At 66.7% G+C, this 25,243-nt stretch carries 24 protein-coding genes; 9 read left to right on the top strand and 15 right to left on the bottom strand.

Annotated features, from left to right (window positions below):
- Positions 1–51 precede the first annotated feature (51 nt).
- The 3 genes from A4F85_RS24105 to tsaE form a co-directional block, all read right to left on the bottom strand.
- The gene (locus tag A4F85_RS24105) at positions 52–276 is read right to left on the bottom strand and encodes a glycine zipper domain-containing protein (RefSeq protein ID WP_012206927.1); all 225 of its coding nucleotides are present in this window, start codon (positions 274–276) and stop codon (positions 52–54) included.
- A gap of 229 nt (positions 277–505) precedes the next feature.
- Positions 506–1,999 (bottom strand): N-acetylmuramoyl-L-alanine amidase, encoded by a 1,494-nt coding sequence (locus A4F85_RS24100; RefSeq protein ID WP_043819191.1) that lies wholly within the window; start codon positions 1,997–1,999, stop codon positions 506–508.
- Positions 1,996–2,523 (bottom strand): tRNA (adenosine(37)-N6)-threonylcarbamoyltransferase complex ATPase subunit type 1 TsaE, encoded by a 528-nt coding sequence (gene tsaE, locus A4F85_RS24095; protein ID WP_034396474.1) that lies wholly within the window; start codon positions 2,521–2,523, stop codon positions 1,996–1,998. The genes A4F85_RS24100 and tsaE overlap by 4 nt, the downstream gene beginning before the upstream one ends.
- Before the next feature lie 12 nt (positions 2,524–2,535).
- Here tsaE and queG point away from each other — a divergent pair, with 12 nt between their 5' ends.
- The 3 genes from queG to A4F85_RS24080 all read left to right on the top strand — a co-directional run bounded on the left by queG (position 2,536) and on the right by A4F85_RS24080 (position 8,035).
- Positions 2,536–3,591: a tRNA epoxyqueuosine(34) reductase QueG gene (gene queG / locus A4F85_RS24090; protein WP_012206924.1), complete on the top strand. Its 1,056-nt coding sequence runs from the start codon at positions 2,536–2,538 to the stop codon at positions 3,589–3,591.
- Positions 3,592–3,706: 115 nt separating this feature from the next.
- Complete coding sequence (locus A4F85_RS24085) at positions 3,707–6,754, top strand: diguanylate cyclase (protein ID WP_063328082.1); 3,048 nt, start codon at positions 3,707–3,709, stop codon at positions 6,752–6,754.
- Positions 6,755–6,979: 225 nt separating this feature from the next.
- Positions 6,980–8,035: a helix-turn-helix transcriptional regulator gene (locus A4F85_RS24080; protein WP_197485526.1), complete on the top strand. Its 1,056-nt coding sequence runs from the start codon at positions 6,980–6,982 to the stop codon at positions 8,033–8,035.
- Here A4F85_RS24080 and speB read toward each other — a convergent pair.
- Positions 8,032–9,102, bottom strand: a complete 1,071-nt coding sequence (gene speB / locus A4F85_RS24075; RefSeq protein WP_063328081.1) for an agmatinase — start codon at positions 9,100–9,102, stop codon at positions 8,032–8,034. The genes A4F85_RS24080 and speB overlap by 4 nt on opposite strands.
- Before the next feature lie 24 nt (positions 9,103–9,126).
- Complete coding sequence (locus A4F85_RS24070; RefSeq protein WP_063328080.1) at positions 9,127–10,515, bottom strand: sodium:solute symporter; 1,389 nt, start codon at positions 10,513–10,515, stop codon at positions 9,127–9,129.
- Positions 10,516–10,745: 230 nt separating this feature from the next.
- On the opposite strand from A4F85_RS24070, the gene A4F85_RS24065 reads away from it, so the two are divergent.
- Entirely contained in the window at positions 10,746–11,639 is an 894-nt protein-coding gene (locus A4F85_RS24065; protein ID WP_012206919.1) for a LysR family transcriptional regulator, read from the top strand.
- 21 nt (positions 11,640–11,660) lie between these two features.
- Here the strand turns inward: A4F85_RS24065 and A4F85_RS24060 are convergent, their stop codons facing one another.
- Positions 11,661–12,569 (bottom strand): AEC family transporter, encoded by a 909-nt coding sequence (locus A4F85_RS24060; RefSeq protein ID WP_063328079.1) that lies wholly within the window; start codon positions 12,567–12,569, stop codon positions 11,661–11,663.
- A 327-nt stretch (positions 12,570–12,896) separates the two neighbouring features.
- Here A4F85_RS24060 and A4F85_RS24055 point away from each other — a divergent pair, with 327 nt between their 5' ends.
- The 3 genes from A4F85_RS24055 to A4F85_RS24045 all read left to right on the top strand — a co-directional run bounded on the left by A4F85_RS24055 (position 12,897) and on the right by A4F85_RS24045 (position 16,049).
- On the top strand, positions 12,897–13,859 hold the full coding sequence (locus A4F85_RS24055) for a tripartite tricarboxylate transporter substrate binding protein BugE (protein ID WP_012206917.1): 963 nt from the start codon (positions 12,897–12,899) through the stop codon (positions 13,857–13,859).
- 76 nt (positions 13,860–13,935) lie between these two features.
- On the top strand, positions 13,936–14,919 hold the full coding sequence (xerD, locus tag A4F85_RS24050) for a site-specific tyrosine recombinase XerD (RefSeq protein ID WP_063328078.1): 984 nt from the start codon (positions 13,936–13,938) through the stop codon (positions 14,917–14,919).
- Positions 14,920–15,050: 131 nt separating this feature from the next.
- A complete protein-coding gene (locus tag A4F85_RS24045) occupies positions 15,051–16,049 on the top strand; it encodes a Bug family tripartite tricarboxylate transporter substrate binding protein (protein WP_063328077.1) in 999 nt (332 codons plus the stop codon).
- Between the two features lie 78 nt (positions 16,050–16,127).
- Here the strand turns inward: A4F85_RS24045 and A4F85_RS24040 are convergent, their stop codons facing one another.
- From A4F85_RS24040 to A4F85_RS24030, 3 genes are all read right to left on the bottom strand, one after another.
- Positions 16,128–17,417, bottom strand: coding sequence for an EAL and HDOD domain-containing protein (locus A4F85_RS24040; RefSeq protein ID WP_012206914.1), 1,290 nt, complete (start codon positions 17,415–17,417; stop codon positions 16,128–16,130).
- A 58-nt stretch (positions 17,418–17,475) separates the two neighbouring features.
- On the bottom strand, positions 17,476–18,753 hold the full coding sequence (locus A4F85_RS24035) for an EAL and HDOD domain-containing protein (protein WP_013801100.1): 1,278 nt from the start codon (positions 18,751–18,753) through the stop codon (positions 17,476–17,478).
- 188 nt (positions 18,754–18,941) lie between these two features.
- Positions 18,942–19,748, bottom strand: coding sequence for a ferritin-like domain-containing protein (locus A4F85_RS24030; protein ID WP_063328076.1), 807 nt, complete (start codon positions 19,746–19,748; stop codon positions 18,942–18,944).
- Between the two features lie 54 nt (positions 19,749–19,802).
- Here A4F85_RS24030 and A4F85_RS24025 point away from each other — a divergent pair, with 54 nt between their 5' ends.
- Both A4F85_RS24025 and hslO read left to right on the top strand, forming a co-directional pair.
- Positions 19,803–20,327, top strand: a complete 525-nt coding sequence (locus A4F85_RS24025) for a gamma carbonic anhydrase family protein (RefSeq protein WP_012206911.1) — start codon at positions 19,803–19,805, stop codon at positions 20,325–20,327.
- A gap of 35 nt (positions 20,328–20,362) precedes the next feature.
- Positions 20,363–21,355 carry an Hsp33 family molecular chaperone HslO gene (hslO, locus tag A4F85_RS24020; protein ID WP_012206910.1) on the top strand — a complete coding sequence of 331 codons (993 nt, stop codon included), beginning with the start codon at positions 20,363–20,365 and terminating at the stop codon, positions 21,353–21,355.
- 12 nt (positions 21,356–21,367) lie between these two features.
- Here the strand turns inward: hslO and A4F85_RS24015 are convergent, their stop codons facing one another.
- The 6 genes from A4F85_RS24015 to A4F85_RS23990 all read right to left on the bottom strand — a co-directional run.
- Entirely contained in the window at positions 21,368–21,796 is a 429-nt protein-coding gene (locus A4F85_RS24015; protein WP_063328075.1) for a hypothetical protein, read from the bottom strand.
- Between the two features lie 174 nt (positions 21,797–21,970).
- A complete protein-coding gene (ftsB, locus tag A4F85_RS24010) occupies positions 21,971–22,249 on the bottom strand; it encodes a cell division protein FtsB (protein WP_012206908.1) in 279 nt (92 codons plus the stop codon).
- Positions 22,250–22,313: 64 nt separating this feature from the next.
- Entirely contained in the window at positions 22,314–23,600 is a 1,287-nt protein-coding gene (eno, locus tag A4F85_RS24005; protein WP_012206907.1) for a phosphopyruvate hydratase, read from the bottom strand.
- Positions 23,601–23,834: 234 nt separating this feature from the next.
- Positions 23,835–24,125, bottom strand: coding sequence for a DUF1330 domain-containing protein (locus A4F85_RS24000; RefSeq protein WP_012206906.1), 291 nt, complete (start codon positions 24,123–24,125; stop codon positions 23,835–23,837).
- A gap of 3 nt (positions 24,126–24,128) precedes the next feature.
- The gene (gene kdsA, locus A4F85_RS23995) at positions 24,129–24,986 is read right to left on the bottom strand and encodes a 3-deoxy-8-phosphooctulonate synthase (RefSeq protein WP_013801105.1); all 858 of its coding nucleotides are present in this window, start codon (positions 24,984–24,986) and stop codon (positions 24,129–24,131) included.
- Positions 24,987–25,027: 41 nt separating this feature from the next.
- Positions 25,028–25,243 (bottom strand): glutamine amidotransferase-related protein (locus A4F85_RS23990; RefSeq protein WP_442856620.1); only part of this gene is annotated, 216 nt, incomplete at its 5' end.

Raw genomic sequence — 25,243 nt, 5'->3', positions numbered from 1 at the left:
CCCTTGCACCTTCATGGCGCAAGGGGTTTTTTCATGGAGCGGGAGTGGGGATCAGCGGCGGTCGTTGCGCTTGCCCACCTCGTTACCGATCAGTGCACCGGCGGCTGCACCGCCCACGGTGCCCAGCGTGCTGCCGAACAGGGCATCCCCCACGACACCACCGGCCACGGCGCCTACGCCGGTACCGATCTGTGCACTGCTGGGATTGGTGGAACAGCCGGCAGAGAACAGGGCAATAGCTGCTGCGGCGGCAATGGAATAAAGGCGTGTCTTCATGTTCATCTCCTGTGATGGCCTGCCTTGTCGCCGTGAGTGGCGTGTGGCGCAAGCACTGTGTGGAACATGTTTGCATGCTCTCATTCAGAGCTTGCGGCGGCGGTAGGAGATCTGCCCGAGCTGCCGCCGGGCGGCTCGGAAGTGTCGCGTCTTTGGCGTCCGACAGCGGCTGCGGGCGGCATCGCCCGCGGCCTGCGCCCGTGCCATGCGCTCGTGCCTTTTGGCTCTGTCAGACGGAGCGGCTGCGTGCCAGAGGCGGGTTGTGCGCGAAGTAGTTGCGGATGCCGCGCATCAGCGCGTCGGCCAGTTGCACCTGGTAGGCGCTGCTGCGCAGCCGGGCCTCTTCCTCGGGGTTGCTGATGAAGGCGGTTTCCACCAGCACGCTGGGAATGTCGGGCGCCTTGAGCACGGCAAATCCGGCCTGCTCCACGCGCGGCTTGTGCAGCTTGGCCATGTTGCCGATCTCGCCGAGCAGGGCGCCGCCGAGCTTGAGGCTGTCCTTGATCTGGGCCGTGGTGCTCATGTCCAGCAGCATGCGCTGCACATGCTGGTCCTGCGAGCCCATGTTCAGGCCACCGACGATGTCGGACTGGTTTTCCTTGTTGGCCAGCCAGCGCGCGGCCGTGCTGGAGGCGCCCTTGTCGCTGAGCGCAAAGACGCTGGCACCACGCGCGGCCGGCGTGGTGAAGGCGTCGGCGTGGATGCTGATGAACAGGTCGGCCTGCACGCGCCGGGCCTTTTCCACGCGCGTGGCCAGGGGCACGAAGAAGTCGGCGTCGCGCGTCATGAAGGCGCGCATGGGGCTGCCGCCGATGCGGGTGTCGTTGATGCGGTCGCGCAGCAGGTGGGCGATCTTGAGCACCACGTCCTTTTCGCGCGTGCCGCTGGGGCCGGTGGCGCCGGGGTCCTCGCCGCCGTGGCCGGGGTCCAGCGCCACGATGATGATGCGGTCGGTCTGGCGCGAGGTGGCGATGTTGGGCGCGGCGATCGGGGCAGGGGCCGGAACGGGCGCAGGCGCGGGAGGGCGAGGCGCCGGGGCCGGAGCCGCAGGGGAAGGTGCCTGTGCCACCACGGCGGGCGGTGCAGGCGTCTTGCCGCCGGAGCCGCTGCTGTGCTGGGCGATCAGGTCGCCCAACGGGTCGGGGGCTGGCGCCGTGGAGCCTGAGGGCCGGGGCAGCGGTGGTGGAGGCGGCGGCGGTGCCGATGCGACAGCGGTATCGTCGCCGGAGGCATCGCGCAGGCGCTCGCTGATCAGCGCCTCCAGCGGGTCCACGGCCTTGGCGGGGTACAGGTCGAACACCAGCCTGTGCTTGTAGGCCGCCACGGGCTGCAGCGTGAAGACCTGGGGCTTGGCGGGCTGCTTGAGATCGATGACCAGGCGCACCACGCTGGGCGAGTTCTGGCCCACGCGGATGGAGGCGATGTTGGGATCGTCGGAGCGGACCTTGGCCACCAGTTCACGCAGCGCGGGATTGAGGTCGATGCCCTCGATGTCCACGGCCAGCCGCGGGGGCTGGTCCACGAAGAACTGCTTGGCAGCCAGCGGCCGGTCGGACTCTATGGTCACGCGCGTGTATTCGGGCGCGGGCCAGACACGCACGGCCACGATGGTGGCGCCGTGCGCGATGTGCTGGCGGCCCAGCAGCAGCACGATGGAGCCCGCCTGCAAAAGATTGCGGCGCGACAGGCCGGACGGATAGGAGGAGGAGTTGGCGTCGCTCATGCCTTGAGTGCTTGGATCACGGCGCGTCCGACGGGCGTGCCGGCGAGCAAGGTCACCTGGCGCTGCGTCTCGTCGATTGCTTCGATATGAATAGCTATATCTGCCGCAGGCGTAAGCGCTGCGGCCTTTTCGGGCCATTCTGCCAGCTTGAGACCGGGGCTGGCGAAAATATCGCGAAATCCTGCGTCCTCCCATTCGCGCGGATCATCGAAGCGGTAGAAGTCGAAGTGCCAGATGGCCAGGTCCGGCGCCTCATGCGGCTCCACCACGGCATAGGTGGGGCTTTTGATGCGGCCCTGCACGCCCAGTGCGCGCAGCCAGTGCCGCACCAGCGTGGTCTTGCCTGCGCCCAGGTCGCCGTGCAGCGTGACGTAGGCGTTGCGCAGCGCGGGATGGTCTGCAAGCTGCTGCGCAAACCGCTGCGTGTCTTCCTCGCTGCCCCATATCCAGCGACGGCCCGCAGTTTCCGCATCCTGCGGCTGGGCGCTTTCTACAATCGAGGGAGTATGTTGTGCAGCAGTCAATTGGTTCCTTTGATGCAAGGCTGGGCCCGCGAGCTGGGATTTTCCCAAATTGGCGTGGCCGGCGTGGATTTGTCTTCTGCGGAGCCGGGTTTGATGCAGTGGCTGGCCCAAGGGTTCCATGGCGAGATGGACTATATGCAGGCCCACGGCCTGCGCCGCGCCCGGCCTGCCGAGCTGGTGCCGGGCACGGTCAGCGTGATCACGGCGCGCATGGACTACCTGCCGCGCGACACGCCTGCCGATGCGCCGGGCGCCTGGCAAGCGGTGGAGTGGGCGCGGCTGCAGCGGCCCGACGAGGGCATTGTCTCCGTCTATGCCCGGGGGCGCGACTATCACAAGGTGCTGCGCAACCGGCTGCAGAAGCTGGCCGAGCGCATTGCACAGGAAGTCGGCCCCTTCGGACACCGCGCCTTCACCGATTCCGCTCCCGTGCTGGAGGCGGAGCTGGCCCGGCGCAGCGGCCAGGGCTGGCGCGGCAAGCACACGCTGGTGCTCAATCGCGAAGCGGGCTCCATGTTCTTCCTGGGCGAGATCTATGTGGACCTTGCGCTGGAGCCCACGGCGCCGGTGACCGCGCACTGCGGCAGCTGCGCGGCCTGCATCACGGCCTGCCCCACGGGTGCCATCGTGGCGCCGCACCGGGTGGATGCGCGGCGCTGCATCTCCTATCTGACCATCGAGCACGCGGGCGCCATTCCCGAGGAGCTGCGGCCGCTGATGGCCAACCGCATCTATGGCTGCGACGACTGCCAGCTGGCCTGCCCCTGGAACAAGTTCGCCCAGCCCAGCCGCCTGCCCGACTTCGATGCGCGCGAGGCCCTGTCCGGCGGGCAGCTGGTGCACTTCTTTGCCTGGGACGAGCCGACCTTTCTGCGCCTGACCGAAGGCAGTCCCATCCGGCGCATAGGCCATGCGCGCTGGCTGCGCAATGTGGCCGTGGCGCTGGGCAATGCCTGGCGTGAAACCGGCAACGCGGCATTGCAGCAGGCGCTGGCCAGCCGCGCCGAACATCCGGACGCCCTGGTGCGCGAGCACGTAGCCTGGGCGCTGTCGCAAAGATCGGATTGAGCTGATAAGACCAGGGCGCTTGTGTGTGAAACAATTGTTGCGCTCTGTCGGAGTGCCCCCCGGCGGCCTGTTGCGGGCCACTGCCCTTGAAGGCGCGGGGCCTGTGTGACTCAACATGATGTTTGATATGCGCGCAAAGCCTCCCCGCAGCCTGTCCCGCCTGCTGAACGCAGAACCGCTGACCCAGACCACTGTGGCCGTCTGGGTGGGCCTGTGCTGCGTGCTGCTGGCCACGGTGGCGTACTGGACGGTGCTGGTGGACAGCCACCGCACGCAGCGCAGCTTTACCGAGTCCCAGTCCTGGCTGCGGGTGGGGCAAATGTCGCATGCGGTGTCGGTGCAGGTGCAGACCCTGCTGTCCGGCCTGGACTACACCATGCGCGGCCTGGAATCCGACTTTGCCGATGGCGATGTCGACGGGTTCCGGCGTGCCGTGCAGACCACGTTCGACGCCTACCCGGCCGGCACCTTCCTGCAGATCGCCGTGGCCGACGAGAAAGGGGACATCGTGTACTCCAACCTCCAGCAGGAGGCGCAGACGCGGGCTGCCAAGGTCTCCATTCGGGACCGCGAGCATTTCCAGGTGCATGCCAACCGCGAGAACATGGGCATGTTCATCGGCCGCCCCGTGCAGGGGCGTGTCTCGCACAAATGGACCATACAGCTGAGCCGCGCGCTGTACCGCCAGGGGCAGTTCTCGGGCGTGCTGGTGCTGTCGCTGTCGCCCGAATACATCTCGCGCTATTTCCAGTCCATCTTCGATGGCGCCAACGACGTCATCCTGCTGCTGCGCTCCGATGGCGCCTACCTGGCGCGCTCGCAGGGGCAGGAGCAGGTGATGGGCCGCTCGGTCTCCGATGTGCGCGTGGCGCTGTTCGCACCGGCCCTGGAGCGCGGCACCTACGAGGCCGAATCGTCCGTCGATGGCGTGCAGCGCATGTATGCCTGGAGCCGGGTGGAGGGCTATCCGCTGATCGTCAGTGCAGGGCTGGACAAGAAAGCCATCTTCGAGTCGCTGGAGGCATCGCTGGAGCGCGGCCTGCTGCGCAACGGCATAGGCACGGCCGTGCTGCTGCTGGGCATGCTGCTGACGCTGTGGCTGGCGCGCCAGCGCCAGCTCAGCGAGCGCATGCGGCTGCAGGGTGAGCGGCGCTTCGCGCGGCTGGCGCAGGAGGTGCCGGGCGGGCTGTTCCAGTTCCGCATAGGCGCGGATGGACAGTTCCGGTTCCCTTTCACCAGCCCCGGATTCTTCGAACTGCATGGCGCCAAGGCCGATGCCGCCAGGTTTGCCGACCATGAACTGCTCAAGCGGGTCCACCCCGAGGATTTGCCGGCCCTGGCGGCCTCGGTGCAGGCCAGCGTGGGCAGCAAGGGTGTCTGGGAGCACAAGTACCGCGTCTACGGCCCTGCAGGCGAGCTGCGCTGGCTGCATGGTCACGCCCGGCCGCAGCAGGAGGAAGACGGCTCCCTGCTGTGGCATGGCTATGTGCACGATGTGACGCAGGACCAGGCCATGCAGGAATCCATACGCCACAGCGAGGAACGCCTGCGCCTGACCGTGGGCGCCGTGCGCGACGGCCTGTGGCAGTGGGACTGCCGCAGCGGCCATGTGGAATGGGATGCCCGCTGCTACCAGATGCTGGGCTTCGAGGCCGCGCAGTTCCCCATGAACTATGACGCCTTCTGCGCCATGGTCCATCCCTCGGACAGGGCGCGGATGCTGGCGCGGCTGCAGCGCCATGCCGAGGCCGGTGCCGACTTCCGCGTGGAGATGCGGCTGCGCAGCTCGGCCGACAGCTGGCTGTGGGTGGAGTCGCGCGGCGAAATCACCCAGCGCGATGCCGACGGCAAGCCCGTGCGCATGCTGGGCACGCACACCGACATACAGCAGCGCGTGGAGCAGTCCCGGCTCATCAAGGCCTTGCTGGACCGGGGAAGCGCCCTGATCGTCATGGCCGGTCCCCAGCGCGAAATCCTCTATGCCAACGAGCGCGCGGTGCAGACCTTCGAGATCGAGACAGACCGGCTGCCCGGCGGCGTGAACTTTCGCTCCCTGCATGTCAGCGACGAGAGCTTCGAGCGCTTCGGCCAGCTCTACGCACAGCTGAACGCACGCGGCACGGTGCGCACGGAATGGATTTTGCGCATGCCTTCGGGCTCGGGCCACTGGTTCGACATGCAGGGCTCGCTGCTGGACCCCGACGAGGACGACGGCCGCGTCATCTGGACCATGATCGATACCGACGCGCGCCGGCGCGCCGAGACCGCGTTGGCCGAGACCCAGCACCGGCTGGAGGCCATCATCGACCGCTTTCCCGCAGGCATTCTGGTCACCGACGCCCAGGGCCGCCAGGTGCTGGCCGCCAACCGCATGCTGGCGGCCGCGCTGCGGCTGGACATGGCGCCTGCCGCCCTGGTGGGGCTGGGCATGCCGGCGCTGATCCAGCTGCTGCCGCCTTCGGTGGCTGGCGTGCTCAGCGCGGGGGCCGTGGCTGGCCGGTCCCTGCATGCGCTGCCCGACGACCACTATGTGGAGATCGAGGGCATGCAGCTGCGCGACGGTGACCGCTCCATCGGCCACTGCTGGGTCTTCCACGATGCGACGGAGCGGCAGCAGCGCGAATCCCAGCTGGAGACCCTGGCGCTGACCGACGCGCTGACCGGCATTCCCAACCGCCGCGCCTTCATGGAGCGGCTGGCGATGGAGCTGGACCATCTGCGCAGCGGACTGGTGGCGCACTCCACGCTGATCATGCTGGACATAGACCACTTCAAGCAGGTGAACGACGGCTACGGCCATGCGGTGGGCGATATCGTGCTCAAGGAGCTGCTGGCCTCGGTGGCGCAGGAAATGCGCAAGGAAGACATGGTGGGCCGGCTGGGCGGCGAGGAGTTTGCCGTGCTGCTGTCCGACACCGATGCCGAGGTGGGCCTGCGCCGCGCCGAAAGCCTGCGCGAAACCGTTGCCGCGCGCGCCATCGATGCGGGCCTGGCCGGCGACCTGCGCATCACCATCAGCCTGGGCGTGTACGAGCTGCAGCGCAGCGATGCCTCGGCCCAGGGCTGCCTGGAGCGTGCCGACGCCGCGCTGTACTACTCCAAGCGCAACGGCCGCAACCAGTCCACGCTGTGGAGCGAGCGGCTGCCTGCCATCGCGCGCTGATACGCGCTGATCCGGGCTGGTGCGGCGCACAGGCCTAGGAATTCACCCCGGTGAATTTTCAGAATCATCCAATGGCCTGATCGGGCCGCAATCCCGAAAATCCTGGGTTCATGCTGTCGCGTGGACCTGCCGCCTCTTGCCTGGCCCCAACACTCGGGTGCGGCCGACTCTCCGTGCAACCCATCACAAAAGGAGGCTGCGCGCCGAGCGCAGGGCGAGGAATGTATGACGTACAACCGCTGGTCCACGGTGCATATCGCGCCGCTTTCGCGAGCGCAGTTCTGGAGCGATGCCAGCCGCGAGGCGCAGATGCCGCACACGCCCTTGGTCGCTCAGCCCGAGCGCTTCGAGGCCGTGCTGACATCGCGCGGCGTGGGCGCGGTGGTGCTCAACCGCATCCAGATGGCGGCCGAACATGGCATGGAGCGCCTGCATGACGATGGCCAGCGCGCAGGCCCGCCCTGCCTGCTGTGCGTGCTCTATGCCAAAGGTGGAGCCCAGGTATTCGCACCGGATGCACCTGACGTACCTGACCTGTCGGACGTGCCGGACGTACCGGATGCCTCGGCGTCATCCGGGGAGCCGGGCATGGCGGTTGCGGGCAGGAGGCTGCAGGCGCAACCCGGCCAGCTGTTCCTGCTGGACGAGCGGCGCGGCTACCGCATCTGGCAGAAAGAGGCCGTGGACCTGGTGGTGCTGGCCGTGCCGCTGGCACTGATCGATTCGCGTGGCGGCCTGGCTTCGCAACTGCTGGCACGCAGCCTGCCCGACTGTGCATCGCTTCAACTGCTGGTCCAGCAGATGCAATTGCTGGCCGCGTGGCAGGACCCCTTGCCCGAGGCCGAATCCGCCAGGCTGTCCGACTTGGTCATCAACACCGTGAAGACCGTGCTGCAGGCCAGCGCCGACATGGCGACGGCCCGACCCGGCGCGCCCATGCACGTGCTGTTGCGCAGGGTGCGCCAGCTCATTGCCCGCCAGTACCCGGACCCGGCGCTGGGGCCCGAGCGCGTGGCGTCCAGGCTGGGGCTGTCCGTGCGCTCGCTGCAATCCCAGCTGTCGCGCGAAGGCACCAGCCTCAGCGCCGAGCTCATGGCCTATCGCCTGGAACGCGCCCATGCGCTGCTGCGTGGCACGGAGCCGGGAACGCTGGGCATCGCGGAGATCTCGCAGCACTGCGGTTTCAGCTCACCCGCGCATTTTTCCCGGCGGTTCAGGGCACGCTACGGCAGCACGCCGCTGGGGCTGCTACGGGATGCGGAGGGCGGGCAGGGGGCCTAGGCAGGCTGGGTGGCGCCACTCCCGGAGTGGCGTGCGCAGATCAGGCCGAGGATTTCGAACATCATCTGCGCGCCCGCATGGGCGGTGTTGGTGGTGGCGTCGTAGGCTGGCGACACCTCCACCACATCGCCGCCCACGATGTGGATGCCGGCGAGGCCGCGCACCATGGCCTGTGCCTCGCGCACGGTGAGTCCACCGACCTCGGGCGTGCCCGTGCCGGGCGCAAAGGCCGGGTCCAGGCAGTCGATGTCGAAGGAGACGTAGACGGGCGCATCGCCCACCACCTCGCTTGCGCGGGCAATGACGCCGTCCACGCCCAGCGCGGGAAGGTCCTCTGCGTGGATCACGGTCATGCCCGACTCATAGGAAAACTCCCAGAGATATTCGGCCGCGCCGCGTATGCCGATCTGAATGGTCCGCGTGGGGTCGAGCACGCCGTCCAGCACGGCCTGACGAAACGGGCCGCCGTGGTGAAAGCGGCTGCCGTCGAAGGGGCCCCCGGTGTCGCAGTGGGCGTCGAAATGCACCAGGGCCAGTGGCCGCTCGCGGCCCAGTGCGCGCAATATGGGCAGGGTGATGGAATGGTCTCCACCAGCGGCCAGCGGAATCACGCCGGCCGAATGGATCTTCGCGAAGGCCGACTCTATGTCGCGGTGCGACTGCTCCAGGCTGTAGCGGCTGGACAGCGGCACGTCGCCGATGTCCGCCACGCGCAGCTCGCGTGTGGGAGCGGATCGAAGCACATGGTTGTAGGGGCCCACGCGTTCAATGGAACGCAGGGCCCGGGGGCCGAAGCGGCAGCCGCTGCGGTTGCTGATGCCCAGGTCCATGGGCACGCCGATCAGCGCGGCCTGGAGGTCGCCGAAATCCGGGCGGCTCCAGTCCATGGGGCGCATGGGCGCGTCCAGCAGCGTGGGCATGCCTGCGTAGGGTGCGTTGCGCGTGCCGCTGGCGTCGATGATGTGGGCGGCCACGGCGCGGAAATGCGGGTCGTGTATCACGGACTCGTTGGCGCCGCCGAAGCGTGCGCGCAGCGCCTGCAGCCTGTCTGGTGTGAAAAGCGTCATGTCGTCTCCGATTCAGTGCCGGGTTCAGGATTGAATGCCCGACAGCGAACGCTGCTGCGTGCGCTGCGCCAGGCTGATGAGGATGAAGCTGGCCGTGCTCACGGCCAGGCTGGCATAGATGGGCGTGTTGGCGGCCAGGCCGTCCCTGACCATGAAGGCGACGGCCGTGGTGCAGCCCAGCAGCATGCTGGCGATGGCGCCCGCCGTGGTGGCCCGGCGCCAGTAGATGGCGCCGATCAGCGGCACCAGCATGCCGCCCACGAGCAGGTTGTAGGCGGTGGTCAGGGCATTGAGCACATCGTCAACCACCAGGGCGATGCCGAGCACGGCCAGCCCCACCAGCAGCGTCAGCAGCCGGTGCCAGCGCACATCGAACAGCGGCCGGCCGCCCCGCAGCAGGGGCACGAGGTCCTCGGCCAGCACGGTGGAGCCGGCCAGCATGGCGGCGCTGGCGGTGGACATCATGGCTGCCAGTGCGGCAGCGATCACCAGGCCGCGGATGCCGTCCGGCAGGCTGGCCTGCACGATGGCGGCAAAGGCATTGTTGGCGTTGTCCAGGTCCGGCAGCAGCACGCGCGCTGTCATGCCCACCAGGGCGCCGACCAGTCCGTAGACCACGCAGTACACGCCGGCGAGGCTGCCGGCCACGGCGGCCACCCGTTCGCTGCGGGCCGTGAACACGCGCTGCCACACGTCCTGGCCGATCATGATTCCGAAGAAATAGATGACGAAGTAGGTGGCGATGGTGTCCCAGCCGATGTGTGTGACATCGAAGCTGGACGCAGGCAGCCGTGCAACCAGCTGGTCCCAGCCGCCCACGCGGTACAGGCAGATGGGCAGCAGGATCAGCATCAGGCCCGCGGTCTTGATCACGAACTGCACGATGTCCGTCAGCGTCAGCGACCACATGCCGCCCACGGCCGAGTAGATGACCACGACGCCCCCGCCCACCAGGATGGAGATCCACAGCGGCAGGTCGAACAGCACCTGCATCACGGTGCCGATGGCGATCACCGACGTGGCCGCCAGCATCAGCGAGTAGGCCAGCATCACCAGGGCGCTGGCCTGCTTGGTACGGGCGCTGTAGCGCCGCTCCAGCACCTGGGTCACGGTGCAGATGCGCAGCCTGAGAAGGGGCTTGGCCAGGAACAGGTTGAGCACCAGCAGGCCCGCGCCCAGCGCCGCGCACAGCCAGAATCCGGAGATGCCGTACACATAGCCCAGGCGCACCGTGCCCACGGTGCTGGCGCCGCCTATCACCGTGGCGGCCATGGTGCCCATGTACAGGCCCGGCCCGAGGTTGCGGCCGGCCACGAGAAAGTCCTCCTGCGTCTTCGCGCGGCGCATGCCGTACCAGCCCAGCAGCAGCATGGCCGCCGCGTAGATCACCACGACCGAGATATCGAGCAACATGGTTTGTCTCCCTTTTGTTGCGGCCCTGTTGGCAGGGGCCTCTTGAAACAGCGGTATCCATGGAAGTGAATTCCATGGCCCGCCCCTCTTGTTCTGTATTGCAGTCCCTCTTTGGACAATCCAGATGTGCTGCAACAGCCGTGGATGCTAGACAGCAGCCCGGATTGCATCCATTTCAAGTTCCATTTACAAACATCGATAAGAATCGATCTTTTCCGAGTGAAAACCCCATGCTCCATACCGTTTCAGATCTGGACCTGCGGCTGCTGCGCGTGTTTCTGGCCATCGTTGACGCGGGCGGCGTGTCGGCGGCGCAGGCCAGCCTTGGCGTAGGGCAGTCCACGCTCAGCAGTCAGCTGTCCACACTGGAGACGCGGCTGGGTTTCAGTTTGTGCGAACGCGGGCGCGGCGGCTTTCGCCTGACGGCCAAGGGCCGGCGCTTCGTCGATATGGCTCGCACGGCCCTGCAGGGACTGGAAGGCTTCAGTGCGCAGGCGCGCAACATGCACCGGCAACTGGTGGGCAGCCTGGCCATCGGCCTGATCGGCAATGCACCCATGGAATACAACGCGCTGATGGGGCGGGCCATACAGCGCTTTCGCCAGCGCGACGAGGCCGTACGCCTGTCGGTGCTGGTGCGCGGGCCGCGCGAGCTGGAAGAGATGCTGCTGCGCGACGAGCTGCAGGTCGCGGTGGGCTATTTCCTGCACCGTGCGCCGGCGCTGGAGTACACGCTGCTGTTCAGCGAAAGGCAGGTGGCCTATTGCAGTGCCAGCCATCCCTTTGCCGCACGCGCGGGCCGCATCGGCGCGCAGGAGGCGGGCGAGGCCGACTGGACCTGGCGCACCTATCCACTGCCGCAGGCACCGCTGACGGGGCGCCCGCGCCATGTCACGTCAGAGGCGGACAACATGGAGGCGGCCGCCATCCTCATCCTGTCAGGCGCCCACCTGGGCTACCTGCCAGAGCACTACGCGGCGCCCTATGTGGCTGCCGGCCTGCTGCATGCGCTGGACGAATCCCTCTTCAGCTATGACGTGGACATCACCATGGTGGCCAAGAAGCGCGCACGCCAGGACGACATCACGGCCGCCTTCACGGACGACATGCGTGCCGTGCTGTAGGGGCGCCGCGGCACCGCGGCATCAGTACTGCAGCAGGCTCAGCGCAAACGGCAGGCTGAGCACGCCCAGCAGCGTGGACAGCGTGACCAGCCCCGCCACATACGAGCCGTTGTAGCCCATGCGCGCGGCCAGCACATAGCACGACGATGCGGTGGGCAGGGCCGAGAAGGCCATGAGGATCAGCGCCTGCGCACCGCTCAGGCCAAACGCCCGCACCATGGCATAGGCGATCAGCGGCTGCACCAGATGCCGCACGGCCAGCAGGCACACGGCCAGCAGCTTGCCGACGGCCAGCGCGCCGAACTGCATGCCGGCGCCAGCCGACATCAGGCCCAGCGCGATGGAGGCTGCGCCTATGCGGGAGATCGACGGCTCGATCAGCGTGGGCAGCTTCAGCCCCAGCGCGCTGAACACCAGGCCCGACAGCGTGCCCACGATCAGCGGATTGCGCACCAGCTGGCCCAGGAAGTGCTGGTTGCTGCCGCGAGCCATGGGCCAGACGGCCGCGATATTGCACAGCGGCACGCTCACGCCGATCAGCACCGAGATGAACAGCAGGCCCTCAGGCCCCGCCAGCCGGCTGGCCAGCGCCAGGCCGATGAAGGAGTTGAAGCGAAACGCCACCTGCACGGCGCCGGCATGCTCGCGTGTGTCGATCCGGCCGCGCAGGCCCGGCCACCAGGGCAGGCTGTAGGCCAGGGCAATGCCGACCAGGGCCGCGCACACGCCAGCGGCCAGCAAGTGGGAGGTGGCACCCCAGTCCACCGGGCTCTTGACGATGGAGTGGAACAGCAGCACGGGGAACAGCAGGTAGTACACCAGCGCCTCCACTGCCTGCCAGACCGTGCGGTTGAGCTGTGTGAAGCGGCACAGCACGTAGCCAAGCACGATGAGCGAAAAATCGGGGAAGAGCAGCACGGCGTAGTTCACGGGGGCAGAGCATAAGCGCAACCCCGCAGTCGCCGCGTCTGCCGAGAAACCATGGCGCGAGGCTAGGGGTAAACACCGGGAAATCAGTGCTGCGACAAACTGTGACAACCGCGCCCCGGGCCTTAGCATCGCTGGGGTCCACACAGCCGATCCGAAAGCGCAGGTCCTGACGACCGTCAAGCGCGCAGCGGGCTCCAGGCCCCACCATGGCTGTTCCGTGGCAGCGTTTGCGAGCCTTCATTTCGCAGACCATCCATCCGCAGGCACGGCCTTGCGGATGTCCATGAAACCTTCTTCGTCAACACGACCCCCAAAAGGAGATCTTGTATGAATCGTCGCAGCTGGATGGGCCTGACCCTGGTCCTCGCAAGCACCGGAGCCCTGGCCCAGGCCTATCCCACCAAGCCGATCAAGCTGGTGGTGCCCTTCGCCCCCGGTGGCACGACCGACATCATCGCCCGCGTGATCGCCGAACCCCTGACCAAGGAACTGGGCCAGCCCGTGGTGGTGGACAACCGCGGCGGTGGCGGCGGCGTCATCGGCGCCATGGAAACCGCGCGCTCGCAGCCCGATGGCTACAGCCTGGGCATCGCCACGGTCTCGACCACGGCGACCAACCCCGCGATCAACCCCAAGATCTCGTACAACACGCTGACGGACTTCACGCCCATCATCAACGTGGCGGCCACGCCCAACGTGATTGCGGTGAACCCCAAGTTCCCCGCCAAGGACTACAAGAGCTTCGAGGCCGAACTCAAGAAGTCCCAGGGCAAGTACTCCTATGCCTCCTCGGGCACGGGCGGCATCCAGCACATGCTGATGGAGCTGTACAAGAGCCTGACCAACACCTTCGTCACCCACATCCCCTACCGCGGTGCGGGCCCGGCGCTCAACGACGTGGTGGCGGGCCAGGTGCCCATGGTGCTGGACAACCTGCCCTCGGCCCTGCCCTTCATCAAGGACAACCGCCTGGTGCCCATCGTGGTGGCCGCGCCCCAGCGCCTGGCCGTGCTGCCCAATGTGCCCACCTTCAAGGAAGTGGGCCTGGAGCCGGTGAACCGGATGGCCTACTACGGCATCCTGGGCCCCAAGAACATGCCCAAGGACGTGGTGGACAAGATCAACGCCGCCGTGCGCAAGGTGCTGCAGGATCCGGCCGTGCGCAAGCGCATCGAGGACACGGGCTCCCTGGTCATCGGCAACTCGCCTGAAGAGTTCGCCAAGCAGATCAAGGACGAGTACGAGACGTACAAGAAGGTGGTTGCTCAGCAGAAACTCACGCTGGAGTAAGCACCGCCTTGAGCGGTTGGCTCGGAACCCGAGGCTCCTTGCGGACCTCGGGTTTTTTCGTTGTAGGCTTGATGGGATGTCCCAAGTTCCTGTTGCTTCCATCGCTTCCCCATCGGCTGCCGAAGCCGAATCTGCTGCCGATCCTGCATCCTGGCCGGCGCCGCTGCCGGCCAGCCTGGATGCGCTGGACCTGTTCATGGATGCGCTGCTGCTGGAGGACGGGCTGTCGCGCAATACGCTGGCGGCCTATCGCCGGGATCTGACGGCCTGGGGGCGGTGGCTGGCGCACCAGCAGCCGCCGCTGGCGCTGGATGCGGCGGGCGAGCTGGAGCTGCAGGGCTATTTCGCGGTGCGGGTGGAGCAGACCAAGGCCAGTTCTTCCAACCGGCGGCTGACGGTGCTGCGCCGCTACTACCACTGGGCGCTGCGCGAGCAGCGCATTGCCGCCGATCCCACGGCACGCATGCTGGCGGCCCGGCAGCCGCCGCGCGTGCCGCATACGCTGACGCAGGCGCAGGTGGAGGCACTGCTCAGGGCGCCCGATGTCGATACGCTACTGGGCCTGCGTGACCGCGCCATGCTGGAGCTGATGTATGCCAGCGGCCTGCGCGTGAGCGAGCTGGTGGATCTGCCCTTGCATGGCATCGATCTGCGCTCGGGCGTGTTGCGCGTGACGGGCAAGGGGCAAAAGGAAAGGCTGGTGCCCTTCGGCCAGGAGGCGCACTGGTGGCTGGAGCGCTACCTGGCCACGGCGCGCGGTGCCATCCTGGGCGGGCAGCGCAGCGATGCGGTCTTCGTGACCCAGCGCGGAGCAGCCATGAGCCGCGTGATGTTCTGGGTCATCGTCAAGCGCTGCGCGCAGGTTGCGGGCGTGACGGCACCGCTGTCGCCGCACACGCTGCGCCATGCCTTCGCCACCCACCTGCTCAACCATGGCGCAGACCTGCGCGTGGTGCAGATGCTGCTGGGCCATGCCGACATCTCCACCACCACCATCTACACCCATGTGGCGCGCGAGCGGCTCAAGGCATTGCACGCTTTGCACCATCCGCGTGGTTGATTGGGTGTGGAGGGTTCGCCGGTTTGGGCGTTTCTGCCGTTGAAATCGTCGAAGTGGCAAAGCCTGTCCCGGGGATATGCGCTTTGCAGAACAATCACCGCCGTGTTCGATGTGTTTCTGCGGAGTTTTCGATGACTGATTTCCTGCGCCGGCATGTGCTGGTGACTTCCATGCTGGCGGCGACGGTCGCTGCTGCGGCCTTGCCGATGTCCGCGTCGGCCGCCGATGCCGCCTGGCCCAACCGGCCCATCCGCGTGGTGGTTTCCTATCCGGCCGGTGGCGTCAGCGACGTGGTGGCGCGCGCCCTGGGCGAGAAGCTGGCCGCCCGCCTGGGCCAGCCCGTGGTGGTGGACAACAAGGCCGGCGCCGGCGGCGCCATCGGCCTGGACCTGGTGGCCAAGGCCGCACCTGATGGCTATACGCTGGGCTTTTCCTCCATCAGCCCGCTGACGCTGAGCCCGCACCTGGGCAAGCCGCTGTTCGATCCGCAGCGCGATCTCGTGCCCGTGACCAGCGTGATGTATTCGCCCGTGCTGCTGCTGGGCACGGCCCGCTCCACGGCGACCGATTTCAAGGCACTGGTGGCGCAGGCAAAGGCCCAGCCCGGCGAAGTCCGTTGGGCCACGGCAGGCCTGGCATCGCTGGGCCACATCATGCTCGAGCAGATCATGTATGCCTCGCAGGCCAAGATCACGCACATCCCCTACAAGGGCGGCGGCCAGCAGCTCAATGATGGCCTGAGCGCCCAGTTCGAGGTGCTCTCCACCAACGCCGGGCCGGCCGTGCTGCAGCACATCAAGGCGGGCAAGTTCAAGGCCCTGGCCGTGGGTGCTCCCCAGCGCCTGGAGTCGCTGCCCGGCGTGCCCACGCTGGCCGAGCTGGGCTACAAGAGCGCCAACATGACCTCGGTGTTCGGCATCTTCGCGCCCGCAGGAACGCCCGCGCCCGTGCTGCAAAGGCTCAATGCCGAGATCAACCAGGTGCTGACCCAGCCCGACATGCGTGCCAAGCTGGAGGCCACCGACAACGTGGCCACGGGCGGCAAGGCCGAGGATTTCGCGCGCCAGATCGAGGCCGAGTCCCAGTCCAACGCGCGCATCATCCAGGCTGCAGGCATCAAGCTGAACTGATACCGCTGCGGCGCGCGGCATGCAAAAAGGGCTTGCGGCTTCCCGGCCGCAAGCCCTTTGCCATGGTGGCTGACCCGTTCAGACCGTGGCGTCGTCCGCCGTGAGGTTGTCGGCCCAGGCCAGGGCCTGCAAATGCGCCCAGTTGACCTGGTGGTTGGACAGCTGCAAGGCGTTGGCGGCGCGCGCAAAGCCTTCGTCGTCGCCGCTTTCGCAGGCGCGCGTCAGCTCCAGGAAGGGCGCGAACACGCCCTTGTTGTGCACCAGCGCATCGATCACGGGCTGGGGCAGGGCGATGGATTCCAGCGCCTTTTCCATGGGCTGGCCCAGCATCACGTCCAGCAGCGAGAACACGCCCACCACGAAGGCGTTGTCGCATTCCTCGGGCGAGAGCAGCTCGGCCGTCAGCAGCTCCATCAGGCGTCCGCGCACCACGGCGGTCTGGCCCACGGCCGGTGGCGTGCCGCCCGCGCGCGAGGTGGTCAGCAGCAGCGCGGCCCAGCGGAACAGCTTCTTGAGGCCCAGGATCATCACCGCATGGCGGAACGAGGTGATCTCGCAGGACAGGCCGAATCCCGAGGAGTTGATGAAGCGCAGCAGGTTGAAGGACAGCGTGGGGTCCTTCTTGAGCAGGGCCTCGATCTCGTCCGTGCTGGCCTGCTGACGCACCAGGTTGATCAGCTGGATGATGGTGGCCTGCGTGGGGCGGATGGTGCGTGCCTGCACGAGTTGCGGCTGGGCGAACCAGAAGCCCTGGAACAGCCGCACGCCCAGGTCGCGCATGCGCTCGAACTGCTCGGAGGTCTCGACCTTTTCGGCCACGATCTGGGCATTGGTATGGGCGCGCGCGAAATTCACCAGGGTCTCGGCATCGGCCAGTGCAAAGGTCTGCATGTCCAGCTTGATGAATGCGGCCGCAGGCAGCCAGCTGGCATAGGCGCGGCGCAGCAGGTGCTGGTTGAAGGCCAGGCGGAAGCCGCGCTGGCGCAGGGCCTGGAAGGTGGGCAGGCGCTCTTCGATATCGGCTGTGGTGGCGTTCTCGCCCAGCGTGGTCACTTCCAGTACCACCTTGTCGGGGTGGATCAGTTCCAGGTGGCCGCCGGCCAGGCTGTCATGCGTGCAGTTGATGAAGACCGTCTTCTTGCCCACCAGCGCCTCGGCTCCCGCATACGACAGTGCGTTGAACAGCAGGGCGGCATCGGAGGCCGCCGTGTGCGCATGCTGGGCTGTGGAGCGATCGAAGAGTTCATAGCCGAAGACATCGCGCGCCTCGTTGACGATGGCCTGGCGCGCAATGACGGCCACCTGTCCGTCCTCCACTCCTTCTGGCAGGGGTGGTGGCGGAGCGGAGGAGTTGTCGTTGGTAGTCATTTGGAAGCTGAGAAAGATGAAGGAGCGGCGGCGTTGAGTTGCGTGCGATAGCTCATGACTATAGCGAGCTGTCTGCCAGTTGATCGGTCCAGGCCAGGGCCTGCAGATGGGCCCAGTTGATCTGTTGGCTGCTCAGGCGCAGTGCGTCTGCGCTGCGGTTGAAGGCTGCGTCGTCGCTGGCTTCGCAGGCCTGGGCCAGGATCAGCAGCTCGCCCAGCACGCCTTCGTGGCGCAGCACGGCGGCGGAGACGGCATCGGGCACGGGGATCAGGCTCATGGCCACGTCCTGGGGCAGGTCCAGCATGCTGCCCAGCAGCGAGAAGATGCCGACGACGAAGGCCTGGTCGGAGTCTTCCTCGCTCAGCGATTCCTGGGCCAACAGCTCCATCAGCCGCCCGCGGATCACGGCGGTCTGACCGATGGCCGGCGGCGGGCCGCCGTTGCGCGATGCGGTCAGCAGCATGGCCGCCCAGCGGAACAGCTTCTTGAGGCCCATGAGCATCACGGCCTGGCGGAAGGAGGTGATCTCGCGTTGCACGCCAAAACCCACGGAATTGATCAGGCGCATCAGGTTGAAGGCCAGGCCCGCATCCTTCTTGAGCACATCCTCGATGGCATCGGTGCTGGCCTGCTGGCGCACCAGATTCAGCAGCTGGACGATGCTTTGCTGCGAGGGCGACAGCAGCTTGGTACGCACCACCGTGGGCCGCGCAAACCAGAAGCCCTGGAACAGCTGAATGCCCAGGCGGCCCACCTGCTCGTACTGCTGTGCGCTTTCCACCTTCTCGGCGATCAGCTCGGCGCGCGTGTGGCGGCCAGCGAAGTTGACCAGCACGGCCAACTGGTCAGGGGCCAGCACGGACAGGTCGAACTTGATGTAGTCGGCCAGGGGCAGCCAGGCCGCATAGGCGGACTCCAGCACCGTGTGATTGAAGGCCAGGTTGAAGCCGCGCGCGCGCAGATTGCTGAGGATGGGCAGGCGGGCCTGCACCTCTTGCTGTGCGGCCAGGCCCAGCGGCGGGATCTCCAGCACCACCTTGTCGGGGTTGAGCAGCTCCAGATGCCCGCCGGCCAGGCTTTCATGCGTGCAGTTGACGAACATCAACTTGGTGCCGACCAGGTCCTCTTCGCCGGCATGCGACAGGGCCGTGAATACCAGGGACACGTCCGAGGCCGCCGTATGGTCCGGGTAGGCGCGCGAACGGTTGAAAAGCTCATAGCCGATGATCTGCTGCACCCCGTTGACGATGGCCTGGCGCGCGATCATTCCCCGGTCTGTGGACGCGGGGCTGGCCGCAGGGGCATCGTTGAAGAGATGGACAGGCAATTCGGTCATGGAGTGTTCGGTCGAAGAGGCACGGTAAGCAGCAGATCTGATTGTAGGAATGTTCTGAATAAATATGCCGACAGGCAGTGTCTGCTGGGACAAGTCCGATTGCGGAGTCGGACCCATCCTAGTTTGTAAACCATTGTGCGGCCATGCGGACGGGACGGGCCTGTCCGCGCGGCTGCGGCAGTCTTTCTTCAGACCTGCTGCAGCCAGGCCAGTTCGGTATCGGTGAAGCCAGCGGCGCGGCGCGCGCGCTCGTTGAAGGGCGGGCGCAGGCGCGGTGCCTCGTAGCGCTGCGTCAGGTGCTGGTAGTGCGCCTCCGGCTCCAGGCCTTCACGCTCGCACAGCCAGCGGTACCAGTGGTTGCCTATGGCCACGTGGCCCACTTCCTCGCGCAGGATGATGTCGAGGATGTCCACGGCCGCCAGCGCATCGGGCGCGCGCGTGTTGCGCAGCTTGTTCTGGATCTGGGGCGTGGCGTCCAGGCCCCGTGCCTCCAGCGTGCGTGGCACCAGGGCCATGCGGGCCACCACGTCATGCGCGGTCTTCTCGCACATGGTCCACAGGCCCTGGTGGGCCGGGAAATCGCCATAGTCGTGGCCCAGGTGCGCGCGCAGATGCTCGCGCAGCAGGCGAAAGTGCTTGGCCTCCTCGGCGGCCACCTGCAGCCAGTCCAGGTAGTACTGCTGCGGCATGCCGTCAAAGCGCCAGACGGCATCCAGCGCCAGATTGATGGCGTTGAACTCGATGTGGGCAATGGCGTGGATCAGCACGGCCCGGCCTTCGGGCGTGGCCGGCGAGCGCCTTGCAACGGCAGTGTGGTGGCGCAGCTCGGGCCGCAGCGGGCGGCCGGGCAGGTCCGGTGCTGGATCGGACAGGGCCGGTGCCTGCGCTGCTATTGAATAAAGCGCCTGCCGTGCATACATGTCCAACGCGGCGGCGGCCTTTTCTTCGGGGTCCGGGAGGCACAAAACCTCAAGGGCGCGGTGACGTAACTCCATCCCTACAATTCTAGGTTTCCTGCCATCACCAATAATTGACGGAGACAAAGACCCATGGCGATTTATGAACTGGATGGAGTGGCCCCTGAAGTGGCAGCATCGGCCTGGGTGGCCGACAGCGCCGAGGTGATGGGCAATGTGCAGCTGGCCGAAGACGCCAGCATCTGGTTCGGCGCCGTGCTGCGCGGCGACTGCGAGAGCATTTCCATCGGCGAGGGAAGCAACATCCAGGACGCCAGCGTGCTGCATGCCGACCTGGGCAAGCCGCTGGTCGTGGGGCGCCATGTGACCGTGGGCCACCAGGTCATGCTGCATGGCTGCACCATCGGCGACGAATCGCTGATCGGCATCGGTGCCGTGGTGCTCAACGGCGCGAAGATCGGCAGGAACTGCCTGGTCGGCGCAGGTGCCCTCATCACCGAGGGCAAGGAGTTTCCCGATGGCTCGATGATCATCGGCAGCCCGGCCAAGGCCGTGCGCCAATTGACGCCCGAGCAGATCGAAGGCTTGCGCCGCAGCGCCCAACACTATGTCGATAATGCGCGCCGGTTCAAGACCGGGTTGCGCAAGCTGGGCTGAGCGAGGCCCGGCACTTTTTTACGGAATCCATCAGCGTGTCTGAACTGCATAAATTCATCTTCGAAGGCCTGCCCGTGCGCGGCTCCATCGTCCGCCTCACCGACGCCTGGCAGGAAATCCTGCAACGCCGCGCGGGCAACGGCGAGACCGGTGCCTACCCCGCTGCCGTGCGCGAACTGCTGGGCGAAATGGCGGCTGCCGGCGTGCTCATGCAGTCCAACATCAAGTTCAACGGCGCCCTGGTCTTCCAGGTCATGGGCGACGGCCCGGTCAAGCTGGCCGTGGCCGAGGTGCAGTCCGACTTCGGCCTGCGCGCCACCGCCACCCTGATCGGGGAGGCGCCCGAAGGCGCCACGCTGGAGCAACTGCTCAATGTGAACGGTGGTGGCCGCTGCGCCATCACGCTGGACCCCAAGGGACGCCAGCCGGGCCAGCAGCCCTACCAGGGCGTGGTGCCGCTGCAGGATGCGCAAGGCCGCAGGTTCTCCAAGGTGTCCGATGCACTGCAGCACTACATGCTGCAGTCCGAGCAGCTGGACACCGTGCTGGTGCTGGCCGCCAATGACCAGTTGGCTGCCGGCCTGCTGATCCAGCGCATGCCGGTCAAGGGCGAGGCCAACCTGGCCTCCGCCACCGAAAGCGAGCAATCGGGCCAGGACGCCATCGGCCTGAACGAGGACTACAACCGCATCGCCACGCTGGCCGCCAGCCTGACGCGCGACGAACTGCTCACGCTGGATGTGGAAACCATCCTGCGGCGCCTGTTCTGGGAAGAAAAGCTGATGCGCTTCGTCCCCCAGCAGGACGAAGAGCGCCCGCGCTTTGCCTGCACCTGCAGCCGTGAGCGCGTGGGCGCCATGCTGGTGTCGCTGGGCATTGAAGAGGTGGACAGCATCCTGGAGGAGCGCGGCAATATCGAGGTGGGCTGCGACTTCTGCGGCAAGCAGTACGAATTTGATCCCATCGATGCCGCCCAGCTGTTCACCGAGGCCGGCAAGCAGCCGCCGACCTCGACGAACGTCCAGTAAATACGCTCGGAGTCAGTCTCGCCCGCTGCGCAGCGCGTCGAACAATCGCCGCTCGCAGTCCGGGTCGCTGCATTGCTCGCAGCCGTAGGGGCGAAGGCGCGCGCTGCGTTGCGCGGGGCTTGCGGGCAGCCAGGACCAGTCCATTTGCGGAGCCTTGAGCCTGAGCGACTCGGCCAGCTGTTGCCATTGCCGGGCGGTATTGCCGTAGAGCACCACGTAGTCGCGCGACTGGCCTTGCAATTGGTCGCGCCAATGCTGGAGCTGGGCGGCAGGGCCATTGCTCACTCCTTCGTGCTCGGTGACGGAGGCTCTCCAATCCAGTCCCAGCAGGTAGACGGTCCCATGTTCCGGCAGAGACTGCCCCGGCTCGGCCGCCAGGCATTGCCAGTCAGCAGGAGATGCTCCGTGGTGCCGCCAGGCCTGGCGCAGTGCATGTGCCATGGAAAGCGCGAGCGCGGGCGGCGATCCCAGAAGAATCACCGGGGCCGGGGGCAAGCGGTCTGTGTCCAAGTACCTGTCTCGGCTTGAGCGCGGGCCCGGTAACGGGCGCAGGCGCCTTGTTGCAAAAGCACAAGGCCGGCATGAAGCCGGCCTTGGTGCAAAAAATCCCAACCTTCAGCGCCGCACGATCTGCACGAAGATCTCGTTGGGCTTGACCATGCCCAGCTCGCTGCGGGCCTTTTCCTCGACCATGGCCAGGCCGTCCTTGAGGTCGTTGACCTCGGAGGCCAGGCGGTCGTTCTCGGCCTTTTCCAGGGCATTGGCCACGTTCTGGTCGTGGATCTGCTGCTGCAGTTCCTTGACGTAGGCCACGCTGCCATGGCCCAGCCACAACTGCGCGTGCACGGCGGCGAGCAGGGCGAGCAGGACAAGGGGGACGACGCGGTTGACCATGGCAGCAGATGTTGCGGAAAGGAAAAAGGCTTGCAGGCCGGATGGCTTGCAAGCCTAACGCTTTTCAGCGCAGGTTGTAGAAAGCCTCGCGGCCGGGGTAGTGGGCGATGTCACCCAGGTCTTCCTCGATGCGCAGCAGCTGGTTGTACTTGGCGATGCGGTCCGAACGGCTCAGCGAGCCGGTCTTGATCTGGCCGGCATTGGTGCCCACCGAGATGTCGGCAATCGTCGAATCCTCGGTTTCACCCGAGCGGTGCGAGATCACGGCCGTGTAGCCTGCGCGCTTGGCCATTTCGATGGCGGCGAAGGTTTCGGTCAGTGTGCCGATCTGGTTGATCTTGATCAGGATGGAGTTGGCGATCTTCTTGTCGATGCCTTCCTTCAGGATCTTGGTGTTGGTAACGAACAGGTCGTCGCCCACCAGCTGGACCTTGGCGGCCAGGCGGTCGGTCAGGATCTTCCAGCCATCCCAGTCGCCTTCGGCCATGCCGTCCTCGATGGAGATGATGGGGTACTTGTCGCACCAGCCGGCCAGCATGTCGGTCCACTGGGTGGCGGTCAGCGTCAGGTTGCCTTCACCGGCCAGCACGTACATGCCGTCCTTGTAGAACTCGCTGGCGGCGCAGTCCAGGCCCAGGGCGATCTGTTCGCCGGCCTTGTAGCCTGCGTTTTCGATGGCCTGCAGGATCAGCTGGATGGCGGCTTCGTGGTTTTCCACGGAAGGCGCAAAACCGCCTTCGTCGCCCACGGCCGTGCTCATGCCCTTGTCGTGGATGATCTTCTTGAGCGCGTGGAAGACTTCGGCACCCCAGCGCACGGCTTCGCGGAACGACGGCGCGCCCACGGGGATGATCATGAATTCCTGCAGGTCCAGGCTGTTGTTGGCGTGCGCGCCGCCGTTGATGACGTTCATCATCGGCACGGGCAGCTGCATGCCGCCCATGCCGCCCAGGTAGCGGTACAGGGGCAGGCCGGCCTCTTCGGCAGCGGCACGGGCCACGGCCATGGAGACGGCCAGCATGGCGTTGGCGCCCAGGCGGCCCTTGTTGTCCGTGCCGTCCAGGTCGATCAGGGTCTTGTCCAGGAAGGCCTGCTCGGAGGCGTCCAGGCCTAGAACGGCTTCGGAGATCTCGGTGTTGATGTGCTCGACGGCCTTGAGCACGCCCTTGCCCAGGTAGCGGCTCTTGTCGCCGTCACGCAGCTCGATGGCTTCGCGCGAGCCGGTGGACGCGCCCGAAGGCACGGCGGCGCGGCCCATCACGCCCGATTCCAGCAGCACGTCGCATTCGACGGTGGGGTTGCCGCGGCTGTCCAGCACTTCGCGGCCTACGATGTCAACGATTGCACTCATGGCATTTCCTTTGCGGTTTTTGAAATCGGTGTGCAGGCGGGTTCCGGTGAGGTTGCGCCCTGGTGCTTGCCGGGCAAGCGGTATGGGTGGTCGGTGGCGTGGCAGGCTGCCGTGCCGCCGGGCACAGCCGTGCTCCGCGGCGCAGTATCTGCGATCGGGCGGCGGCTATTGTGCACAAATTGGTTGTATGGCTTTGTATGCGCTGCGCTCTTGACGAGCCGGGGTGGCTGGCCGTCAGACGCCTTCCACGCAGACCATGCGCATGATGGATGCGCCTTCACGCGCCTCGCGGGCACGCAGGTATTCGGGGGTGTCGTAGAACGCCCGGGCCGCCTCGAAGCTGGGGAACTTGAGGATCACTGTGCGGCCGGGGTTCCAGTCGCCTTCGAGCACTTCGACCTTGCCGCCGCGCACGCAGACTTCGGCGCCATGCACGCGCATGGCCTCGGTGCTCCACTTGCGGTATTCCTCGTACTGCTCGGGCTTGGTGACGGTGACGGACGCAATGATGTAGCCGCTGGCCATGGGTCAGACTCCAAAGTCGTTTTCGAGGAAGCCGTTCTTCTTGGTCACGTCGTCGAGCGCGACCAGGGTTTCGAGCAGGGCCTTCATGTGCTTGAGCGGCACGGCGTTGGGGCCGTCGCTGAGGGCGCAGGGAGGGTTGGGATGGGTTTCCATGAACAGGCCCGCCACGCCCACCGCCACGGCCGCGCGCGAGAGCACGGGCACCATCTCGCGCATGCCGCCGCTGCTGGTGCCGTTGCCGCCGGGCAGCTGCACGCTGTGCGTGGCGTCGAAGACGACGGGCGCGCCGGTCTCGCGCATGATGGACAGGCTGCGCATGTCCGAGACCAGGTTGTTGTAGCCGAAGCTGGCGCCGCGCTCGCAGGCCATGAAGCTGTCCTCGGGCAGGCCGGCTTCCCTTGCAGCCGCACGGGCCTTGTCAATGACATTCTTCATGTCATGCGGGGCCAGGAACTGGCCCTTCTTGATGTTCACCGGCCGGCCCGACTGGGCGACGGCGCGGATGAAGTCGGTCTGGCGGCACAGGAAGGCCGGCGTCTGCAGCACGTCCACGACCTGGGACACGGCCGGGATTTCGGACTCGGTGTGCACGTCGGTCAGGATGGGGACCTGCAGGTCCTTCTTCACCTTGGCGAGGATCTCCAGGCCCTTGTCCATGCCCGGGCCGCGAAAGCTGGCGCCCGAGCTGCGGTTGGCCTTGTCGTAGCTGCTCTTGAAGATGAAGTGGATGCCCAGGGCCGCCGTGATTTCCTTGAGATGCCCCGCCACGTCCATCTGCAGCTGTTCGGACTCGACGACGCAGGGTCCTGCAATGAGAAAGAAGCGCCGGTCGAGGCCGACATCGAAGCCGCAGAGTTTCATGGTGGGGATTCCTTGGGAAATGGTGGGCGGCGTTGCGGGGGTCAGGGCTTGCGCGGCGCCTTCTGGCGTTCGATCGCAGCCTTCACGAAGGCATTGAACAGCGGGTGGCCGCTCCACGGCGTGGACTTGAACTCGGGGTGGAACTGCACGCCGATGTACCAGGGGTGAACTTCCTTGGGCAGCTCGACGATCTCGGTCAGCTGCTCGCGCTGCGTCAGCGCCGAGATCACCAGGCCCGCTTCGCGCAGCTGGTCCAG

This window comes from Delftia sp. GW456-R20, from assembly GCF_001622915.1.
Classification (GTDB): Bacteria; Pseudomonadota; Gammaproteobacteria; order Burkholderiales; family Burkholderiaceae_C; genus Comamonas; species Comamonas acidovorans.
The sequence above is the reverse complement of the archived record's forward strand: the minus strand, read 5'-3'. Positions and strand labels throughout refer to the sequence as shown.